Here is a 15636-nt window from a genome sequence, read left to right on the forward strand (position 1 = left end):
TTTTAGGAGTAGAGTATGAACAAATTTTTGATAGCAGATGATCATCCTTTGTTTCGTGAGGCTTTAAAAAGCTCGCTACAAAATACTTTTAGTGAGTTAACTGTATTTGAGTCTGATAATTTCAAATCGACACTTAAATTATTAGACAAAGAAGATGAACTGGATTTATTGTTATTAGATTTACATATGCCAGGTAATGATGATTTATATGGTTTAATCAAAATCAGAGAAGAGTACCCTGAGTTACCTATCGCAGTTGTTTCCGGTAGTGAAGAGCTAACAATTGTATCAAAAGTAATGGGGTATGGTGCTTTAGGGTATATTCCTAAGTCCTCATCAGCTACAGAAATTGCTGCTGCAATTAGAGAGATATTAGAAGGTGAAACTTGGCTACCTGAGACAATGAAAGATAAGGTAAACCAGTTATCAGGTGACGAAGTTGAAGTTGCGACACAAGTTGCATCCTTAACGCCTCAGCAGTATAAAGTATTAAGCTATTTACATGAGGGCTTACTCAATAAACAAATCGCATATGAATTGAATATTTCAGAGGCAACGGTAAAGGCCCATATAACCGCAATTTTTAGAAAATTAGGCGTTTATAATCGTACACAAGCGGTTTTAATTGCTTCAAAATTACAATTAGAATCACCAGTGGAAGGATAAAAAGATCATTACTGACAGTTACTAAAACCCGGTTAACTATCAATATTTTTTAGAGGGATTTATTGCAACATCCATGTGGCAACTGTTTTACTTTTAGAGATAACAATATAGTGTATTCATATTTAAGCTGCGGTCATTACTTTTAAGCAGGTTATGCCTATAAGTGCTTAGTTGTGAATTTATAGCTGTGCTATTTAAATACAACCGTTTTATTTCCATTGACAAAAAGCCTGTGTTCACTGGCAAGTTGTAAAGCTTTACAAAATACTGTTTTTTCTACATCACGGCCTAACCTAGCAAGCGACTCAGCATCATCATCATGTGTTACATGAATAACATCTTGTAAAATAATAGGACCTTCGTCTAGTTCATCGGTAACATAGTGCGCGGTTGCACCAATCATTTTTACACCGCGTTCGTAGGCTTGTTGATAGGGCTTAGCACCTATGAATGCAGGTAAAAAGGAGTGGTGAATGTTAATTATTTTGCCACTAAAACGTTTTACAAAATCACTACTTAAGATACGCATATATTTAGCTAAACCTATAATATCAGGTTTATAAGCTTCTATTTGCTTTGCAACGGCTTCGTCATGTTGTTCACGTGTTAAACCTTGATGACTTATAAAATGATAAGGAACATTAAAGCCCTTAGCTAAAGGTTCAAGAGTTTGATAATTAGAGATTACAGCTACAATTTCTATATTTAATGCATTTTCAAAATACTTAAGTAAAACGCCACCTAAACAATGTGCTTCTTTGGTAGCAAGTAAAACAATACGCATTTTTTCTTGACCAATTAAACCTAGGTTACAATCTTTAGGTAGTTGTGCTTTCAACTCTTCAAGAAAATTGACTTTGGTAAAGTCACCTTGAAGTTCAGTACGCATAAAAAAGCGTTCATTGATGTTATCTACAAACTCATCGTTTTTAATAATATTGAGTTTATGTTCATAACAAAGCCCTGTGATTTTAGCTATTAAGCCTTTTTCATCCGGACAATCTGTAAGTAGTACTTTTTTCACTTCATTCCCCTTTATAAATTCAAATAACTTTACTGGGTTTTGTTATCTGAATTAAACAGTTTGACATTATTTGATAAAGAGAAAACGAATGGAAGTGTTTATTTCATAATTTTTAAATTCATTGTAACAGTGCCTTCTTCGAAGTCTCTAGCGACTTTAAATCCAAGTTTTCTAGCAAGTTCTATCATGCCATTGTTTTCAGGTAAGGTAATACCTGTTACTAAACCAACACCTTGTTGTTTGCAATGATCTATTGCGCTTTGTAATAAAATTTGACCCAAACCTAATCCTTGTTGGTCTGAGCGAATCACTATGGCAAATTCAGCCTCTAAATTATCAGGATCCATGAGCACTCGTGATACGCCTAAGGTGTACGCTTTACCTGCTATGTGTTTTGATACAATAAACGCCATCTCTCGGTCATAATCAATTTGAGTCATTTTTGCTAATTGGTCATGGCTAAATTCTGGGAGTTCACCAAAAAAACGTTTATATCTATCTTCTTTATCAAGTGCTAAATCAAAATCTCTATGAGATGATTCATCTTCAGGTTTTATTGGTCTAAGTAAGGCTTGAGATCCATCTTTGAGAGTGATTTGTTTTTCTAAGTCTTTAGGATAAGGGCGAACAGATAATCGCTTTACACCTACTTTTTGTTGATATTTTGTGAGTTGTATAACAGCATCAAGCACTAAAAACTTACCACCGCTGGCAAGTACAGGGTTTAATTCAATGCTTTGAATATCGCTTTGGTCAACGATGAGCTGTGATACACGGGTGAGTAAGGCACATAAAGTATATTTATCAATTTTATCTGGTAAATGTTTTTCTTTTATTAGACCTTTGTCTTGTGCTGATGCAATGAGGTATTTGGCTAAGTTCATATTTAATGGAGGTAATGCAACAGCAGCCTGAGCGTAGTTTAATCCTGTGCCTGATTCTCCAAGTAAAATGACAGGGCCAAAATTAGGGTCTGTTTTTACTGCTATTCGTAATTCTTGAGCGCCAGCCCTTGGCGCCATTTTTTGCAGTGAAAAACCTTCAATACAGGCATTCGGATAAGTTTTTTTGATTCTTAATAGCATTGCAAATGCGGTTTGCTCTACTTCATCTGGATCGTTTAGGTTAAGTACGACACCGCCAACATCTGATTTTGATGAAATGCTGGGACTTATTAATTTTAAAGCAATTGGAAACCCCATTGTTATAGCTTGTTCTTTTGCATCTGTTGGTGTTAAAGCCGATTTTGTATCTATGGTATTAATACAGTAATGCTCTAATATATCTCGGGATTGATGTGTTGATAAATAACGTTCTTTTTTTAATAAATGTGCATCAATTATGTTTTGTACTATTTTTGGTTCATTATTGAGTGATTCTAATAATGATTCTGGGGTTTGTGTCAAATGCTTTTGATTTCGTCTGTACTGAATAAGGTGCATAAAAGCACCGACAGCACCTTCAGGTGTTCTATAAGTTGGTATACTGCCTTGACTACAAATTTTTCTGGCGCCGAAAGCGGCTTTTTCCCCCATAAAATTAGTTAATACATATGGCCTTTGCATTTTTGGAATTTTATTAACAGTATCAACAATAATATTTGCATAATCCTCACCGGGAGCCAATGCCGATGGACTGTGTAATATGAGTAGGTTTTCAACTTCAGGAGCTTTAAGTAATACTTCTAAAGCTTGTTGATAGCGTTCGGGGTCTGAATCGCCACATATATCAACAGGGTTGCTAGCCATATCTTCTTGTGGCACCACTTTGTTTAATAATGTAATTGTATCGTCAGTTAGTTGGGCTAATTTACCAGAAGCGAGTGTTAAGCTGTCAACCGCCATGACACCAGGACCTGTGCCATTTGTTAAAATTGTTAGTTGTTCACGTTTTAATAATTTAGGATGTAATGCTAATGTTTGTGTCGCGGTGAATAATTCACGTAAATCATTTACTCGCAAGATCCCTGCTCTTTGGAACATAGCATCATATACGGTATCAGAGCTGTTATTATCTCCTGTTATATGTTGAGTTACTAAAGCCCCTACTTGTGTTTTCCCAGTTTTTATAGCTATAACTGGTTTATTAATAGCAGCAGCTCTTGCGGCTGAAATAAATTTACGAGAATCTTTGATATTATCTATATAAAGCAAAATAGCCTGAGTTTTGGCATCTCGACCTAAAAAATCAATTAGTTGGGTAAAGCCTATATTGATGCAATCCCCAACAGAAATAAAATATGAAAATCCAATATCTTTATTTTGCGCCCAGTCTAAAATAGTTGAACACACTGATGCGGATTGGGAAATAAAAGCAATGTTTCCTTTTGAAGCTGTAGTATGAGAAAGGCTTGCATTTAAACCTATACTTGGAACGAGTAAACCCAAACTATTTGCGCCTAAAATGCTCACACCAGCTTCTTTTGCGACTGACTTTAATTGATGTTTATCTTCTGTTTTGAAACCTGAGGCTATTAAAATTGCATATTTACAGCCTTTCTCCCCCAACTCTTTTATTAGCTTAAATGATAAAGATTTATTGGTGCATAAAATAGCAAGATCAGGTATTTGTGGTAAAGATTCGATTGTAGGGTAGGCTAATACACCATGCACTGCTTTATATTTAAGTGAAACTGGCATAATTGGGCCACTAAAACCACCTTGTAATAGATTTCTAATAACAACAAAACCAGAACGATTAGCTTTATTTGAAGCGCCAATAACAGCAACAGATTTAGGGTTAAAAAATTGGCTGATGCGTTTTATGGTCATATTTATTTTGCCTTATCAGGAGATTAGCACTTTGTTTGTACTTTACTGTGATTGGGATAAATTTGCGATATTATGAGATATATACTTTGGTATATATCTCATAATTTAAAATCCGTACCTTATCGAGTAAAGTTCTACATTCATTTTAGTTTATTTCATTCAATAGTTGATTTGATTTAGAGCAATACTTAGGTATGCTAACGAATAATTTTTGATTAAGTAAAAGGTTTGAGGAAAGCATGACGTTAATGTTTATATGTGCTGCAATGGGCGCTTCAATTATGAACCTAGAGACAATTGTTTCTCAAAGTGATAAAGATAAGTTATCTATCACACCATTAGGGAGTGATATTCATGCCAGTGAATATTTAATTTCCATTGCTGAACAAGTCCCTTTACATATTCATAAATATCACACTGAAATTATTTATGTGATTGATGGGGAAGGTGATATGACTATAAATGATAAAGTAAAGAAAGTTAAAAAAGGGGATTACATTCGAGTACCTGAAAATACAATTCATGGTGTAAAAGTGACTTCTCTTAAACCATTAAAAGTTTTATCGGTGCAAACGCCAGAATATAAAGGTCAAGATAAACATTTAGTGGAATAAAATTATGATTCAAACTTCACGTTTAAACAGTATTGTTATAGGTATTTCTTTGGTTATAGGCTTAATTGGTTTAGGTCTATCAATCAAAAGTGGCTTATTAGCATTTAAATCACTTGAGCGTTCTGTAATAGTTAAAGGATTAGCGGAACAAGTTGTTGATGCTGACACCGTTATTTGGCCAATCAAGTTTTCTGATGCAGGCAATGATCTTGCAAGTTTAATAACCTCTGTACAAGAAAAAAATACTAGCGTGATTGCATTTCTAAAACTCCACGGTTTTGATGATGATGAAATTACAATCGGGACGCAAACGGTACATGATAAACTTGCGACTGAATATTCAAACAACCAAGGTTTTAAATTTCGTTATACGGTTGAGTCTTCCTTATCTGTTTACTCTCATTCGACAGCAAAGGTTTTGAATGCCAGCTCAAAAATGAGCGAATTGGCAAAGCAAAATATCGTCATGTTAAGACAAGATTATAATAATAGATTAGAGTTTTTATTTACTAAACTTAACGATATCAAACCACAAATGGTTCAAACAGCGACACAAAAAGCGCGAGAAGTTGCACAAAAATTTGCATCTGATTCAAAGTCTAAATTAGGAAAAATAAAGTCTGCAAAGCAGGGGCAGTTCACAATTTCAGACAGAGATTCTAATACGCCTCATATTAAAAAAGTGCGAGTTGTATCAACAATTGAATACTACTTATCAGATTAAGAGTATTAATTTTAGCTTTAAGATTAAATTATAAATACATTTTTTGAGTAATTTCTTAAAAACTGTCATTTTTGTTAGGTTTTTAACTCTAATTTGACATGTAGCAATAATTACGCTTTCTTTTAGTGTCGCTATCGTTAAAATACATGGCTTAGCCAAAATAAATGGCACTCGTTTTTTTCCCTATGGAGCTCTCAAATGTCTGATAAACGATTTATTACAGCACAGCAGCTGTTAGAAGATTCGTTCCGTGTTGCTGCACAAGTTTATGATGATGGATTTCGTCCTGATTTTATCATTGGTATTTGGCGAGGTGGTGCTCCAATTGGTATTGCTGTACAAGAGTATTATGATTTTAAAGGTGTTGAAACAGACCACATTGCTGTGCGTACCTCTTCTTATTATGGTATCGGAAAACAATCAAAAAATATAAAAGTACATGGCTTACATTATATCGTTGAAAATGCGAATGCGGGCGATAAATTGTTAATTGTTGATGATGTTTTTGACTCTGGGCGTAGTATTGTTGCTTTAAAAGCCGAGCTTAAAAAATTAATGCGCTTAAATATGCCTACCGATGTACGCATTGCTTGTCCATATTACAAGCCTAAAAATTCAAAAGTAGATATTGTGCCAGATTATTTTATTCATGACTCTGAAGAGTGGCTTGTTTTTCCTCATGAATTATCAGGTTTAACTCCGGATGAAATTCTTGAAGGAAAAACTGATTTAACCAATATTAAAGATCTATTGGTATAATCTCAGTTTTAATCACTAATTTAGAATGTTTTAACCTTTTAAATTAGTGATTTATTTTTGATGAAAGTGCTCAATAAATTCACTTAACTTGATTTCATCTAAAGGCTTTAGCCCTTTGTCTGTACGCTCTATCAGCTTTTGTTCTACAAGTTCCGTTACAACTCTTCTATAAGCACGCTCGGTTGTCGCAAAACGTTCTGCTTCTGCACTCACCGTCGGGTAAGGGCGTAAAACTATGGGACTGGTATTTTGGTGACGTGATAAACAATCTTTTGCTATATTGTAACTCAAAGGAAGTAACAGCTTATCGAGATTAATTTGATGGTTTTCTAAAAATTTTGCAGCGACAGTTTGTGCCGTATATAAACATAGTTCTGGCTTTTGTAAAAGAATAGTTTGCCAGTGTTTAAAGTCAATTAAGTGATAATGAACATCAGTTTGACAAGTAACTGTATAAATACAAGGTTTCGCATTAAGAGCCTCAATTTCGCCAATTAAAGTATAATTGCAATCAAGTTGCCCTAATAATAAACGCCTACCATTGCCTACATCATAACTAAAAGAGACTGTACCAGATTTTACTAATAATAATTTAGTTAATGGTTGGTCTTGATTTAGTAGGCTAGCCCCTTTTTCTTGATGATACTCTTTGTCAGCAAAGGTCAGTAATTGCTCTATCAAATTAGCGGAAAAATGGTATTGAAACATAGCTTAGCCTGAGTGTATTTTTATAATTATGGCTTCGGACAAATGTCCTTCAAGATAAAAGCCTAAAGATTTTAATATATTTTATCGATTATACGCGTTTAATTGGGGATTCATATGTCTTGGGATTATTTAGGTTATTTAGCTTCTGTTTTTTTAGTGATGTCCCTTATGATGACTGATGTTATTAAACTACGTTGGTTTAATTTAGTTGGGTGCTTAACCTTTGCTATATACGGTGTTGTAATTATGGCCTGGCCTGTTGCATTAACAAATGCTGTATTATCACTTGTTAATGCGTATCAGATAGTTAAATTAAATCGTGCTAATACTGAGTTAGCAGCTAGTTGCTAATGCGTTTTTGATATTTTTTTTCACCCGCTATCCAGGTTTCTAAAACTTGCGTTTTATATATCTGTGACACTGGTGCTTTAAATATATCTTGATCAACTAAGATGAAATCGGCCCATTTTCCGCGCTCTAAAGAGCCAATTTTAAACTCTTGATGGGCTGCATATGCGCCATCTAAAGTGAAAGCTTTAAACGCCTGTTTTCGGGATAATGCTTGTTCGTAAAACCATCCTTTTTCAGGTTGTTGGTTTTGATCCATTCTTGATACTGCTGAATAAAATCCATGAAATACATTGGCAAGCTCTACTGGAAAATCAGAACCTGCGGCTAAATGTGAACCTTGTTTAATAAAGGTTTGCCAAGCATAAGCGCCTACAAGACGTTTATCATCTAACCTTATTGGTGCCATATGCATATCTGAAGTGGCATGCACAGGCTGCATTGATGGAATAATATTTAGTTTTTTAAAGCGGGGAATATCATCGATATGAACAATTTGAGCATGCTCAATTCTATTGCGTAGCAATCGACCACCGGTTTTTTTAAATACACTTTCATATGCATCTAATACAGTTTTATTAGCGCGATCACCTATTGCATGCGTATTGGCGGTAAAACCGTGTTTAAAACTTTGAGTATATAATTTTTCAAGCTGATTTTGTGATTCAAGCATAAGTCCTTTATGTTGCGGTCTGTCTGCATAATCTTCTAAAAGCGCAGCTCCTCGACTACCTAAGGCTCCGTCAGCATAAACCTTAATACTACGAATAGATAAAAAATCATTTTGTTCTTGGTAAGTTCCGGCGTTAAGCATTTTTTCTAAACTTGGGTCACTTGCAGATAACATGGCATAAATTCTAAAAGGTAATGATTTATTTTTTGATCTTTGTTTATAAACTTGCCATGTTGTTAAGTCTATTCCTGCATCGTGAACTGAGGTAATGCCTAAAGATAACAAGTGTTCTCCGGCTAAGTTTAACGCATGGTTAATTTCATTTTTAGTTGATTTTGGAATGTGTTCATTAATTAAGTTTTCAGCTTTATCAATGAATACGCCACTGGGGTTATTATTATCTAAACGCATGATCTCACCGCCATTAGGAGCGAGTGTTGAAGATGATATACTCGCAAGTGACATGGCTTTAGTATTTGCCCATATAGCATGGCCATCAACTCGGGTTAAAACCACAGGCATATCTTTAATATATATATCTAAATCACTTGCAGTAGGAAATTGCTGAACAGGCCAGTTTTCTTGATCCCAACCTCGACCAATAATCCAACCAGTCTTGTCTTTAGCAAAAACTTTAAGCTTTTCTCCTATTTCTTGTTTTGATTTGGTATTACGTAAATCTAGTCGAGATAAGTTTTGACCTAAGCCAATAACATGGCCATGCGCATCTATGAGTCCTGGTAGGAGGTATTTATTGTTCCCATTAATTTTATGTGCTTTAGGGTAGTTTTTTAAAAGTGATTTATCACCTGTTTTAACAATTTTTCCATCTTTAAATACGAGAGTTGAAAATTGCTTAAGATTTCCTGTTCGTTCAAGTGTGTAGCCCGTAACATTATGAATAAGCGTAAATTTAGCAGAAACAACCGGTGGTATTATTAAAGTTAAACAGAAAATGATCTTTATGGATAAATGCATATGAATTTTTTTGTTAGCTATTTATTAAATAACTTTATTATTTATAGGAACAATTTGAAAGGTATTTCTAATTTTAAATAACTTCGTAAAAAAAACCTTTTGCATCAATGTAACCTGTTGAGCTATCTGCTATTTCAGATAGTGGTAATTTAGCCGGACCTACAGGTTCAGCTAAAATATAATGAAGACCATCTATCGTCGTAAATTTATCAGATTTGAGGGTTGGTAATTGAAACCCAATCAATGCATGTTTTGGTAAATAAATAAGTGACACGCTAAGCCTAGGGTATATTTTTTTAATAATAGCGGCCATCAGTGTCATTTTACTATCACAATCACCAATATTCTGTGCAATCACTTTAATTGGTGGGTAATAGCCCGTGCCACTAGACTCAGTTCTACTTTCTAGCGTGGAATAAGGTATTGACTGTATCCAGGATAGTACAAAATTAATTAATATTCTGGGTTTTTTTACAGATATGGAGTCTCTGATAGCTTGAGTAATAGGCTGTAAGTAATCAACGCCTTCTTTAACAAACTTAAGATGATTAGGCTTTACTTTTGTGCCACCCCAAGGGCTGTAAAATTGAATGTAATGATGTTGTTCTAGAAATTCGAAATATGAATTTTGTTCTAAACGTGTTAATTCTTGCTCAACATTTTCCAGCAATTTTTCGTTTTTACTTTTAATAACATAACTTAGCTGTGAAAATTGTTGCTTAAATTGTACTCTCACTTTTCGAGGGTTATAGGTGCTAACTTGTTCTAATAAGGTTTTGTAAATATAGTTCATTGCCTTATTTTTATCATAACGTTTAAAGCGTCGATATCTATTGTTTATTAATTTTTTTGGTAAGGTAAAGCTGAGTGTTTGCATTTTATGCTCATGATCTTGCCAAGCATAGTCAAATTGAATGCTATCTTTTAAGTTTGTTTTTTGTAAGGTTTTGGCTTGTACTTGCAGTATTATTAATTCAAAGAACAAAAATAAAATAATCAGACGCATATAGTTTTCCTTTATTCCTTATAAAACTAGTATACATCTGTAAGTGTTGAATTATTAATTATTAATTATTAATTATTAATTATTAATTTTTAATTTTTAATTTTTATGATATTTATCATTATATTAATGATGTAAATCCTGGGATATTTGATTCATCAACAGCATCAATTTGAGTGTCTGTCATAAATTTATTGGCATATTCCACATAAACTTTCTCATGAATAAAAACATTGAATAAATCGTTATCTATATGTTTATCTAATGACATAAAACCCATTATTTTGATACATTCACTCAGTTTTTTTGCTTTTTTATAAGGTCTGTCACCTGCTGAAAGAGCTTCAAAAATATCAGCTATTGCCATCATTCTGGCCGGGAGTGACATTTGCTCTTTGGTTAACCCTCTAGGATAACCTGTACCATCCATTTTTTCATGGTGGCCTCCAGCATACTCAGGCACATTTTGTAAATGTTTTGGAAAAGGAAGAGACTCTAACAAAAGAATTGTAATATCAATATGGTGATTAATTATATTTCTTTCTTCGTCACTTAATGTGCCTTTTTGTATTTGTAAATAACTCATTTCAGTTTCATTAAGTACAGGTTCTAATTGCCCATTCATTTCAATATTATATTTTTTTGCTATGTGAGCTACTCGCTCAACATCTGGTTGAGGTAGGTATTCACCACCAATATTAATATGCTTAATAAATTGACGGTCTTCAACTAATTGTTGTTGTTTATCTTTTATAGCATCTTTTTTTTCAGGAAATTTTAATTCTTCTATTTCAAATTGTTTTTTGACTATTTCAAACTTTGCATCAACAAATTCAATTCGATCAAATACGGTTTCCAACTTGGTCGATTTATCCATAACATACTCAGGCGTTGCGATTTTTCCACAGTCGTGTAACCACCCTGCGACACTTAAAGTATGTTTTTCATCCGCGTTTAAGGTAAAGTCAGCTAATGGCCCTAAATTTATATTATTTACGGCATCGGCCAACATTAAAGTGAGCTCTGGAACCCTGCGGCAATGTCCTCCGGTATAAGGGGATTTTTCATCAATGGCTCTAGCAATTAATTTTGCAAGAGATTGAAATAGAATCTCCATGTCAGTGATCAGCTGCTTATTCGTTAAGGCGACAGCGGCCAACGAAGATAAAGATAAAACGAGATCTGTTTTTTGTTGACTAAATGGTACAACTTTACTTTTATCTTGTGCATTGATCAGTTGTAAAACACCATTAATATCACCTTCATGATTCTCTAATGGGACTGTTAATACTGATTGTGTTCTGTAACCTGTTTTTTGATCCATAGCGCGAGCTGCACTGGTATTGTGTTCTTTAACTTGATAAGCATCTTCAATATTTATTGTTTCATGGTTTGCTGCAGCAAGAGCAACTAAAGCATCTTTATTGGCTTCACCGTCAATTAAGATAGGAATGCAATCAAAGTTAATAGGTGTATCTGATGTTCCTCCCATATGAAGTTTAAGAGAATCATTAACTAAAGTTTCAAACTTGAGAGCATGGTTATTCGTCACTGAATAAATTGTACCGCCGTCGGCATGGGTGAGTGCTTTAGCACTCATTAGGATATCTTCTAAAAGTTTTGTGGTATTTTTTTCAGTTGATAGGCGGTAGCTAAGAGCCAATAGTTGTTTGAGTGCATCGGCATTGTTTAGTTCAGACATAAGCCTATACTCTTAATAAATTGATTTAAATAAAATTAAGGAATGAAATTGCATTATATTTCATGCGTCACTCCCTCCTGAGATGCAATAATTTGTAAGTTATTCAATTGTATTTTGTTGATGATCTTATCTAACGCTTCATCGGTTCGTTCGGGTGCATGACTATATAAAGCGAGCTTATTGATCTTGGCAGCAAGGGCTAATTCAATTGCTTGATCAATTGATGAGTGGCCCCAACCTAGCTTTAAAGGCATCTCTGAATCTGTGTATTGTGCATCATGTATTAAAAAGTCAACATCACTTAAAAACTCAACCCAGGCAGAGAAACTGGTATTTAAATTGTCACTTGAATAAATTTCGTTATCGGTAACATAAGCAACTACTTTATTTTTATATTGTATCTTGTAGGCTAAACCATCATTAGGGTGGTTTATTTTAATTGATGAAATATTAAAACCATTAATTGGCATATTTTTGAATTCATTTTTTAGTGGAATAATGTTGATTTTGGCGGCTAAACTTTTTGCAGGTACTGGAAATGTGCTCATATCCATTTGTTCTAAAATGGCTTGGTGTTGAACTGGGTTTGTTGGTGCACTATAGATGTTGATTTTTCTATCTTTTTGATATGCAGGAATAAAAAATGGAAACCCTTGAATGTGATCCCAATGATTATGACTTAATAAAATAGTGACGGGATCATTATTCGATGCCAATTTCTCCCCTACAAGCTTTAAACCCGTACCGGCATCAATTATAAGTTTATGACCTTCGGCTTCAAGTAAAATACATGCGGTATTGCCACCGTATTTAACCGTGTTTTTCCCTGGGGTTGGTATTGAACCTCGGGTGCCATAAAAGGTTAATTTCACGTATTTTACTCGCTAAAATTTATTTTAAAAAAGGAAGTAAATGCTTTCTTTTTTATAGTGGTAAAAGTCTTACTTGTCCATTAATCCTTTGATATATTTAATGTGATAACTATAAAAATAAACCTCAATAAATAATGCTTTATTCAACGCGATTGCGGTTTTCATCATTATAAAAAGCTTTAATATTTAAACTAATTTCATTAACTAATCGATTAATCGACTCCTTTGAAGCCCAAGCGATATGTGGCGTGATAATTAAGTTATTGCCTGAGTATCGTATTAGAGGGTTATCATCATCGGCTGGCTCCTTAGTTAATACATCGGTTGCAGCAGCTTGAATAGTTTTACTTTCTAGAGCGTTAACAAGGGCTTTTTCATCAACGATCCCGCCTCTGGCTGTATTGATTAACACCGCTGATGGCTTCATTAGGTTCAATTCTGTATCAGATATAAGGTTGTGTGTTTCTGCGGTTAATGGACAATGAATTGATATTATATCGGCTTGTGTAAGTGCAGAGTTAAAGTCTGTTCTACCTTCTCTGGGTTGAGAACCTTTTCTTTCACAAATGAGCACATGCATGCCAAATGCTTGTGCTATGTCTGCAACCCCTTTGCCTAAATCTCCATAGCCAATAATGGCCAATGTTTTATTTTGAACTTCATTCATAGAATGCTTTAAAGAGCAAAACATACTACTTTTTTGCCAAACGCCATTTTGACAATCTTGAATATATTTGTGGCTACTATTCATTAAAGTCAGTAATAACGTAAACGTATGTTGTACAACAGAGGCGGTAGAATAACCTGCCACATTTGTTACTGCTATGCCTAATTTTTTGGCCGAGATTAAATTGATATTATTAGTGCCAGTTGCAGCTATGCAAATAAGTTTAAGCTTTGGTAATTGAGCTAAATCATGATGCGCTAAATGTACTTTATTTGTGATAATAATATCGGCATTATGACAGCGTTCAAAAATTTGTGTTTTGCTGGTGGTTTCATAGAATTCAATTTGTGTCATTATTTTGGCATTTATTTTATTTAAAACTGATAAGTCTGTATTGTTTAGAGTTGCGGCATCTAAAATGACAATATTAATTGTTGAAGGCATGAATTCTATCTTTTTAATGATTATACATTTGTGAAGTTTACCCTTTAATTATTTTTTGTGTTGTAAATATAATATAAAATCACCTCTTGACCTTGGAGTTTACTCTAAGCTTTATCATGTTCGTCATTGTTAGTAAAAAAGAGAGTTATCATGTATAGAATAGGTGAATTAGCAAAGCTGTTATCTGTTTCTACAGATACATTAAGGTATTATGAAAAGCATGGTTTATTAATGCCATCGGGTCGAAGTCATTCTGGTTATCGCTTATACAATGAAGCTTGTTTACAATGTATGCAGTTTATTGTCAGCGCTAAAAGTGTTGGTTTTAGCTTAAACGAAATAAAAGAATTATTATCAATTAAAGTTGATAAAAATAGTCATAGTTGTGGTGAGGTTAAGTCATTTACGTTACAAAAAAAACAGCAAGTTGAAGTCAAAATAGCTGAATTAACCCGGTTTAAAGATTCGTTACAGTTATTATCGGATGCCTGTTGTGGTGGTGATGAAGTGGCTGTTCATTGCTCAATTTTATCTGCTTTGGAGAATATAGATGATACAGATAGTCGAATTATCCAATAATTTTTGGCAATTATTTTTAATATCTGCACCTTGGTTATTATTAGGTTTGTTTGTTGCTGGATTGATCAAAGTTTATTTACCAAAAGATTTTTTAATTAGACATTTAGGTGAAGAAGGTTTTGTTTCTACTCTTAAAGCTGCATTAATAGGGGCACCTATGCCATTGTGTTCTTGTGGGGTAATTCCTGCGGCTTTGGGACTTAGGAGAGCGGGTGCCTCAAAAAGTGCAACTACGGCATTTTTAGTTTCAACGCCTGAAACTGGCGTTGACTCTATTTCTGTTTCTTATGTTTTACTAGGACCTTTTATGGCTATTGTTAGACCGATTGCAGCTGTTACAAGTGCAATTGTGTCAGGATTTCTAGTGGGGCGAGATAAAGAAAAATCAACCGCCGATAATACAGTGTCACACATACAAAAAAAGTCATGCTGTAGCACTAAAGAAGAGAAAAAAATAACTGATAAATTATCTTGCTGTAGTGATACAAAGCAAACTTTAAAACCATCCAATTTTGATCGTTTAATTGAAGCTTTACGTTTTAGTTGCACTAAATTATTACAAGATACAGCAAAGTGGCTATTGATTGGATTATTTTTTGCTGCATTGATACAAACATATGTCCCTGCAGACTTTTTCACTTTGTGGGGGAATGGCATATTTGCGATGATAGTCGTTATCTTAATTAGTATTCCTATGTATATATGTGCGACAGCTTCAACACCTATTGCAGCAGGGTTATTATTATCAGGCGTATCCCCTGGTGCTGTTTTGGTCTTTATGTTAGCGGGACCGGCCACAAATATCGCGACTTTAGGTGTAGTATTTAATGAGCTTGGTAAACGCGCAGTAATGGCTTATTTAACCGGTGTAATAGGTGTTGCTATTTTATTTGGTCTATTAACTGATTATTTGGTTAATAGATTTTCAATTCAAGTTGCACCTATGTTGCGTGAAGAAAGTCATATTTTACCTCATTGGTTTATGCAATTTACGGCTTTATTACTGATTGTTCTGTTGGTGCGATTAGTTGTATTGAAGTTTAAAAATAAAAAAAGTTAATATTTAAATAACCTGTTAGCATAATACAAAAAAGGTACAAGCAT

15 protein-coding genes are annotated in these 15636 nt (G+C 34.0%); 7 read left to right on the forward strand and 8 right to left on the reverse strand.

Annotation, left to right across the window (positions count from 1 at the left end):
- Positions 1-15: 15 nt before the first annotated feature.
- Positions 16-666, forward strand: a complete 651-nt coding sequence (locus tag BM088_RS01190) for a response regulator transcription factor (protein WP_091979015.1) — start codon at positions 16-18, stop codon at positions 664-666.
- Between the two features lie 190 nt (positions 667-856).
- Here BM088_RS01190 and purU read toward each other — a convergent pair whose 3' ends face one another.
- Positions 857-1690, reverse strand: coding sequence for a formyltetrahydrofolate deformylase (gene purU, locus BM088_RS01195; RefSeq protein ID WP_091979017.1), 834 nt, complete (start codon positions 1688-1690; stop codon positions 857-859).
- A 98-nt stretch (positions 1691-1788) separates the two neighbouring features.
- Complete coding sequence (locus BM088_RS01200; protein ID WP_091979019.1) at positions 1789-4461, reverse strand: bifunctional acetate--CoA ligase family protein/GNAT family N-acetyltransferase; 2673 nt, start codon at positions 4459-4461, stop codon at positions 1789-1791.
- Positions 4462-4700: 239 nt separating this feature from the next.
- On the opposite strand from BM088_RS01200, the gene BM088_RS01205 reads away from it, so the two are divergent.
- From BM088_RS01205 to BM088_RS01220, 3 genes are all read left to right on the forward strand, one after another.
- Positions 4701-5075: a cupin domain-containing protein gene (locus tag BM088_RS01205; protein ID WP_091979021.1), complete on the forward strand. Its 375-nt coding sequence runs from the start codon at positions 4701-4703 to the stop codon at positions 5073-5075.
- Between the two features lie 4 nt (positions 5076-5079).
- Positions 5080-5799, forward strand: a complete 720-nt coding sequence (locus BM088_RS01210) for an SIMPL domain-containing protein (protein WP_091979023.1) — start codon at positions 5080-5082, stop codon at positions 5797-5799.
- A 198-nt stretch (positions 5800-5997) separates the two neighbouring features.
- Entirely contained in the window at positions 5998-6558 is a 561-nt protein-coding gene (locus BM088_RS01220; RefSeq protein ID WP_091979027.1) for a phosphoribosyltransferase, read from the forward strand.
- A 51-nt stretch (positions 6559-6609) separates the two neighbouring features.
- Here BM088_RS01220 and BM088_RS01225 read toward each other — a convergent pair whose 3' ends face one another.
- Positions 6610-7266 (reverse strand): Crp/Fnr family transcriptional regulator, encoded by a 657-nt coding sequence (locus BM088_RS01225; RefSeq protein ID WP_091979029.1) that lies wholly within the window; start codon positions 7264-7266, stop codon positions 6610-6612.
- Between the two features lie 114 nt (positions 7267-7380).
- On the opposite strand from BM088_RS01225, the gene BM088_RS01230 reads away from it, so the two are divergent.
- Positions 7381-7617: a YgjV family protein gene (locus BM088_RS01230; RefSeq protein WP_091979031.1), complete on the forward strand. Its 237-nt coding sequence runs from the start codon at positions 7381-7383 to the stop codon at positions 7615-7617.
- Here BM088_RS01230 and BM088_RS01235 read toward each other — a convergent pair.
- The 5 genes from BM088_RS01235 to BM088_RS01255 all read right to left on the reverse strand — a co-directional run bounded on the left by BM088_RS01235 (position 7607) and on the right by BM088_RS01255 (position 13941).
- Entirely contained in the window at positions 7607-9265 is a 1659-nt protein-coding gene (locus BM088_RS01235; protein ID WP_091979033.1) for an amidohydrolase, read from the reverse strand. The two genes, BM088_RS01230 and BM088_RS01235, sit on opposite strands and share 11 nt — an antisense overlap.
- Positions 9266-9338: 73 nt before the next feature.
- Positions 9339-10271, reverse strand: a complete 933-nt coding sequence (locus tag BM088_RS01240; RefSeq protein WP_091979036.1) for a hypothetical protein — start codon at positions 10269-10271, stop codon at positions 9339-9341.
- A 118-nt stretch (positions 10272-10389) separates the two neighbouring features.
- Entirely contained in the window at positions 10390-11970 is a 1581-nt protein-coding gene (locus BM088_RS01245; RefSeq protein ID WP_091979038.1) for an HD domain-containing phosphohydrolase, read from the reverse strand.
- Positions 11971-12023: 53 nt separating this feature from the next.
- Positions 12024-12842: an MBL fold metallo-hydrolase gene (locus tag BM088_RS01250; RefSeq protein ID WP_091979040.1), complete on the reverse strand. Its 819-nt coding sequence runs from the start codon at positions 12840-12842 to the stop codon at positions 12024-12026.
- Between the two features lie 139 nt (positions 12843-12981).
- A complete protein-coding gene (locus BM088_RS01255) occupies positions 12982-13941 on the reverse strand; it encodes a D-2-hydroxyacid dehydrogenase (RefSeq protein ID WP_091979130.1) in 960 nt (319 codons plus the stop codon).
- A 162-nt stretch (positions 13942-14103) separates the two neighbouring features.
- On the opposite strand from BM088_RS01255, the gene zntR reads away from it, so the two are divergent.
- On the forward strand, positions 14104-14532 hold the full coding sequence (gene zntR, locus BM088_RS01260) for a Zn(2+)-responsive transcriptional regulator (RefSeq protein WP_091979042.1): 429 nt from the start codon (positions 14104-14106) through the stop codon (positions 14530-14532).
- Entirely contained in the window at positions 14504-15592 is a 1089-nt protein-coding gene (locus BM088_RS01265) for an SO_0444 family Cu/Zn efflux transporter (protein WP_177207908.1), read from the forward strand. Before zntR ends, BM088_RS01265 begins: the two co-directional genes overlap by 29 nt.
- Positions 15593-15636: the final 44 nt, after the last annotated feature.

It is taken from the genome of Pseudoalteromonas denitrificans DSM 6059 (assembly GCF_900112265.1).
Taxonomy (GTDB): Bacteria; Pseudomonadota; Gammaproteobacteria; order Enterobacterales; family Alteromonadaceae; genus Pseudoalteromonas; species Pseudoalteromonas denitrificans.

Excerpts from the sequence above, each read along its gene's own strand:
- BM088_RS01190 (WP_091979015.1), top strand. The coding sequence starts at position 16 with ATGAACAAATTTTTGATAGCAGATGATCATCCTTTGTTTCGTGAGGCT.
- BM088_RS01200 (WP_091979019.1), bottom strand. The coding sequence starts at position 4,461 with ATGACCATAAAACGCATCAGCCAATTTTTTAACCCTAAATCTGTTGCT.
- BM088_RS01205 (WP_091979021.1), top strand. The coding sequence starts at position 4,701 with ATGACGTTAATGTTTATATGTGCTGCAATGGGCGCTTCAATTATGAAC.
- BM088_RS01210 (WP_091979023.1), top strand. The coding sequence starts at position 5,080 with ATGATTCAAACTTCACGTTTAAACAGTATTGTTATAGGTATTTCTTTG.
- BM088_RS01220 (WP_091979027.1), top strand. The coding sequence starts at position 5,998 with ATGTCTGATAAACGATTTATTACAGCACAGCAGCTGTTAGAAGATTCG.
- BM088_RS01225 (WP_091979029.1), bottom strand. The coding sequence starts at position 7,266 with ATGTTTCAATACCATTTTTCCGCTAATTTGATAGAGCAATTACTGACC.
- BM088_RS01230 (WP_091979031.1), top strand. The coding sequence starts at position 7,381 with ATGTCTTGGGATTATTTAGGTTATTTAGCTTCTGTTTTTTTAGTGATG.
- BM088_RS01235 (WP_091979033.1), bottom strand. The coding sequence starts at position 9,265 with ATGCATTTATCCATAAAGATCATTTTCTGTTTAACTTTAATAATACCA.
- BM088_RS01240 (WP_091979036.1), bottom strand. The coding sequence starts at position 10,271 with ATGCGTCTGATTATTTTATTTTTGTTCTTTGAATTAATAATACTGCAA.
- BM088_RS01245 (WP_091979038.1), bottom strand. The coding sequence starts at position 11,970 with ATGTCTGAACTAAACAATGCCGATGCACTCAAACAACTATTGGCTCTT.
- zntR (WP_091979042.1), top strand. The coding sequence starts at position 14,104 with ATGTATAGAATAGGTGAATTAGCAAAGCTGTTATCTGTTTCTACAGAT.
- BM088_RS01265 (WP_177207908.1), top strand. The coding sequence starts at position 14,504 with ATGATACAGATAGTCGAATTATCCAATAATTTTTGGCAATTATTTTTA.